At 47.9% G+C, this 5,329-nt stretch carries 2 tRNA genes, 2 rRNA genes and 1 other annotated feature; all 4 genes read right to left on the bottom strand.

Annotated elements, in window-relative coordinates:
- Positions 1 to 84, bottom strand: a sequence feature (5S ribosomal RNA rRNA prediction is too short).
- A 181-nt stretch (positions 85 to 265) separates the two neighbouring features.
- Positions 266 to 3,135, bottom strand: a 23S ribosomal RNA gene (locus ACLI08_RS16335).
- A gap of 118 nt (positions 3,136 to 3,253) precedes the next feature.
- Positions 3,254 to 3,330, bottom strand: a tRNA-Ala gene (locus ACLI08_RS16330).
- 95 nt (positions 3,331 to 3,425) lie between these two features.
- Positions 3,426 to 3,499 (bottom strand) — tRNA-Ile (locus tag ACLI08_RS16325).
- Between the two features lie 109 nt (positions 3,500 to 3,608).
- Positions 3,609 to 5,123, bottom strand: a 16S ribosomal RNA gene (locus ACLI08_RS16320).
- The 16S and 23S rRNA genes sit together here with 2 tRNA genes alongside, the layout of an rRNA operon.
- Positions 5,124 to 5,329 lie beyond the last annotated feature (206 nt).

Genomic DNA, 5,329 nt, shown 5'->3' with positions numbered 1-5,329 from the left:
AAAATGCAGTACCATCTGCGCAGGCGGGCTTAACTTCTCTGTTCGGGATGGGAAGAGGTGAGCCCCGCCGCAATAATCACCTTAAGTTTTTAGTTTCAGGTTTCAGGTTATTTTCGTCTAATGTTCCTATCGGTAACTTTAAACGTTAAACCTTAAACTTTAAAACTGCAACTCAGCGTTGCCAATATTTTAACATACTGCGATAAAAACTAATAGTGTATTTGAGAAAGTTCTCTCCTGCCCCCGAAAGGGCAGGAAAAGAGGCGTACATAAGCTTACGGGTTATTAGTACTACTCGGCTATGACATTACTGCCTTTACACCTGTAGCCTATCAACGTGGTCATCTTCCACGACCCTTAAAAGAAATCTCATCTTGTGGTGGGTTTCGCGCTTATATGCTTTCAGCGCTTATCCCTTCCCGACGTAGCTACTCTGCGGTGCCCCTGGCGGGACAACAGATACACTAGAGGTCAGTCCGACTCGGTCCTCTCGTACTAGAATCAGATCCACTCAAATTTCTAACGCCCGCAGTAGATAGAGACCGAACTGTCTCACGACGTTCTGAACCCAGCTCGCGTGCCACTTTAATGGGCGAACAGCCCAACCCTTGGGACCTTCTCCAGCCCCAGGATGTGACGAGCCGACATCGAGGTGCCAAACCCCCCCGTCGATATGAGCTCTTGGGGGAGATCAGCCTGTTATCCCCGGCGTACCTTTTATCCTTTGAGCGATGGCCCTTCCATACGGAACCACCGGATCACTATGCTCTACTTTCGTACCTGATCGACCTGTATGTCTCTCAGTCAAGCTCCCTTATGCCATTGCACTCTACGCACGGTTACCAAGCGTGCTGAGGGAACCTTTAGAAGCCTCCGTTACTCTTTTGGAGGCGACCACCCCAGTCAAACTACCCACCAAGCAATGTCCCCCAATCATGGGGTTAGGCCTCAGATAACCAAAGGGTGGTATTTCAAGGATGATTCCACGAGTCCTGGCGAACCCGCTTCACTATCTCCCACCTATCCTACACATCAATTATCCAAGGTCAATACTAAGCTATAGTAAAGGTGCACAGGGTCTTTTCGTCCCACTGCGGGTAATCGGCATCTTCACCGATACTACAATTTCACCGAGCTCATGGCTGAGACAGTGTCCAGATCGTTACACCATTCGTGCAGGTCGGAACTTACCCGACAAGGAATTTCGCTACCTTAGGACCGTTATAGTTACGGCCGCCGTTTACTGGGGCTTCAATTCAATGCTTCTCCGAAGATAACATCTCCTCTTAACCTTCCAGCACCGGGCAGGTGTCAGGCCCTATACTTCATCTTACGATTTTGCAGAGCCCTGTGTTTTTGATAAACAGTCGCCTGGACCTTTTCACTGCGGCCAGCTTGCGCTGGCGACCTTTCTCCCGAAGTTACAGGTCTATTTTGCCTAATTCCTTAGCCATGAATCTCTCGAGCGCCTTAGGATACTCTCCTCGACTACCTGTGTCGGTTTACGGTACGGGTTCTTATAATCTAAGTTTAGAGGTTTTTCTTGGAAGCCCTTAGGCACACTATCACTTTGTCCGAAGACTCCGTGTACTATCGTATTTCACCAAATCCTGCGCATTTTACTACAAGACCTATAGCTACGTACTTTAACGAACTATTCCGTCAGTTCGCGGTGCTTTCATCACTCCGTCGCCCCATCACAATTATAAGAAGTACGGGAATATTAACCCGTTGGCCATCGACTGTCCCTTTCGGGGTCGCCTTAGGTCCCGACTAACCCTCAGCTGATTAGCATAGCTGAGGAAACCTTAGTCTTACGGCGTGCGGGTTTCTCGCCCGCATTATCGTTACTTATGCCTACATTTTCTTTTCTATAAGCTCCAGCAATACTCACATATCACCTTCGGCGCCGATAGAATGCTCCCCTACCACTTTTTCAAGTCCATAGCTTCGGTAGTATACTTATGCCCGATTATTATCCATGCTCGTCCGCTCGACTAGTGAGCTGTTACGCACTCTTTAAATGAATGGCTGCTTCCAAGCCAACATCCTAGCTGTCTGGGCAGACAAACCTCGTTTTTTCAACTTAGCATACATTTGGGGACCTTAGCTGATGGTCTGGGTTCTTTCCCTCTCGGACATGGACCTTAGCACCCATGCCCTCACTACTGGTAAACATTTATTAGCATTCGGAGTTTGTCAGGAATTGGTAGGCGGTGAAGCCCCCGCATCCAATCAGTAGCTCTACCTCTAATAAACTAAGCCAGCGCTGCACCTAAATGCATTTCGGGGAGTACGAGCTATTTCCGAGTTTGATTGGCCTTTCACCCCTACCCACAGGTCATCCGAAGTCTTTTCAACGACAACCGGTTCGGACCTCCACTGTGTGTTACCACAGCTTCATCCTGCCCATGGGTAGATCACACGGTTTCGCGTCTACCATTACTGACTATGGCGCCCTATTCAGACTCGCTTTCGCTACGGATCCATACCTTAAGTACTTATCCTTGCCAGCAACGGTAACTCGTAGGCTCATTATGCAAAAGGCACGCCGTCACACCATAAAGATGCTCCGACCGCTTGTAGGCGCACGGTTTCAGGATCTATTTCACTCCGTTATTCACGGTTCTTTTCACCTTTCCCTCACGGTACTGGTTCACTATCGGTCTCTCAGGAGTATTTAGCCTTAGCGGATGGTCCCGCCAGATTCAGACAGGGTTTCACGTGCCCCGCCCTACTCAGGATACTGCTATCTATTACATCGGTTACCTATACGGGGCTATCACCCTCTATGGCTTAACTTTCCAGTTAATTCCAGTTCCCTTTGCATAAAATGCCGCAGTCCTACAACCCCAAAATTGCCGTAACAACTCTGGTTTGGGCTAATCCGCGTTCGCTCGCCACTACTTACGGAATCACTTTTGTTTTCTCTTCCTCCGCCTACTTAGATGTTTCAGTTCAGCGGGTTTGCCCACCTAACGGTGTACTATGTCTTCAACATAGTGGGTTGCCCCATTCGGAAATCTTCGGATCAATCTGTATGTGCCAGTCCCCGAAGCTTATCGCAGCTTATCACGTCCTTCTTCGCCTCTGAGAGCCACAGGCATCCCCCGTGCGCCCTTATTTTGCTTATTGTACTTTCGAACTAACAACTTACGCCGTTAGCTACTGTGCTTTCTATTTCTTATTTGTTTCTTATCGCAATATGTCAATGAACTTTTAGCTTATAGCTGTCAGCTGACAGCTTTTAGCCTGGTGGAGAATATCGGAGTCGAACCGATGACCTCCTGCGTGCAAGGCAGGCGCTCTAGCCAGCTGAGCTAATCCCCCGTACTTTTAGCTGTCAGTCATCAGCTTTCAGCTTTCACCGGATGTTGATTACCCAACTTCTAAAATTTCCTTTTTATCTTAAATTAAGAACTCCGTAGTCCCGGGCAGACTCGAACTGCCGACCCCTACATTATCAGTGTAGTACTCTAACCAGCTGAGCTACGAGACTATTTTTCTTTTAAGCTCTCTTAATTTAAAACATCATTTTTTTGAACTAACAGCGAGAGTAAGATCTAATCTCTTACATCAATATAAACCAGCGAAGGTCATTTCTCTAGAAAGGAGGTGTTCCAGCCGCACCTTCCGGTACGGCTACCTTGTTACGACTTAGCCCCAGTTACCAGTTTTACCCTAGGCAGCTCCTTGCGGTCACCGACTTCAGGTACCCCCAGCTTCCATGGCTTGACGGGCGGTGTGTACAAGGCCCGGGAACGTATTCACCGGATCATGGCTGATATCCGATTACTAGCGATTCCAGCTTCATGGAGTCGGGTTGCAGACTCCAATCCGAACTGAGACAGGCTTTATAGATTCGCTCCTCCTTGCGAAGTGGCTGCTCTCTGTACCTGCCATTGTAGCACGTGTGTAGCCCAGGACGTAAGGGCCGTGATGATTTGACGTCATCCCCACCTTCCTCACGGTTTACACCGGCAGTCTTGTTAGAGTTCCCGACACTACTCGCTGGCAACTAACAACAGGGGTTGCGCTCGTTATAGGACTTAACCTGACACCTCACGGCACGAGCTGACGACAACCATGCAGCACCTTGTAATATGTCCGAAGAAAAGTCTGTTTCCAAACCTGTCATACTACATTTAAGCCCTGGTAAGGTTCCTCGCGTATCATCGAATTAAACCACATGCTCCACCGCTTGTGCGGGCCCCCGTCAATTCCTTTGAGTTTCAAACTTGCGTTCGTACTCCCCAGGTGGGATACTTATCACTTTCGCTTAGCCACTCAGTCTTACAACCAAACAGCTAGTATCCATCGTTTACAGCGTGGACTACCAGGGTATCTAATCCTGTTCGCTACCCACGCTTTCGTCCATCAGCGTCAATGTATTGTTAGTAACCTGCCTTCGCAATTGGTATTCCATGTAATATCTAAGCATTTCACCGCTACACTACATATTCTAGTTACTTCACAACAATTCAAGCCCTACAGTATCAATGGCAATTCGACAGTTAAGCTGCCGGATTTCACCACTGACTTATAAAGCCGCCTACGGACCCTTTAAACCCAATGATTCCGGATAACGCTTGGATCCTCCGTATTACCGCGGCTGCTGGCACGGAGTTAGCCGATCCTTATTCTTACGGTACCGTCAAGCCCCTACACGTAGGAGTGTTTCTTCCCGTACAAAAGCAGTTTACACACCATAGATGCTTCATCCTGCACGCGGCATGGCTGGTTCAGTCTTGCGACCATTGACCAATATTCCTCACTGCTGCCTCCCGTAGGAGTCTGGTCCGTGTCTCAGTACCAGTGTGGGGGATCTCCCTCTCAGGACCCCTACCCATCGTAGCCTTGGTATGCCGTTACCATACCAACTAGCTAATGGGACGCATGCTCATCTTGTACCGAAAAACTTTAATAATCAGTTGATGCCAACCGAAAATACTATGGGGTATTAATCCAAATTTCTCTGGGCTATCCCCCAGTACAAGGCAGATTGCATACGCGTTACGCACCCGTGCGCCGGTCTCAAGGCCCGAAAGCCTCTACCCCTCGACTTGCATGTGTTAAGCCTGCCGCTAGCGTTCATCCTGAGCCAGGATCAAACTCTTCATCGTAAAATTTTTAATATTTTAACGACCTTTATTTCGCTAGGTTCTTTTCAATAAAAGCTAGTATCTCTTACTCTCTCTTAATGCTGTCAATCCAATATTTCTATGAACGTGTCTTCTTATTTTTTACCTCTCAAAAACCAAGTTGTTATCTCGTTTTCTAAGCGGTTGCAAAAGTACAACTTCTTTTTAAAACCACAAGACTTTTTTTA

It is taken from the genome of Flavobacterium sp. RNTU_13, assembly GCF_046614455.1.
In the GTDB taxonomy this organism is placed as follows: domain Bacteria; phylum Bacteroidota; class Bacteroidia; order Flavobacteriales; family Flavobacteriaceae; genus Flavobacterium.
This window is presented reverse-complemented; position numbering and strand designations above follow the sequence as displayed.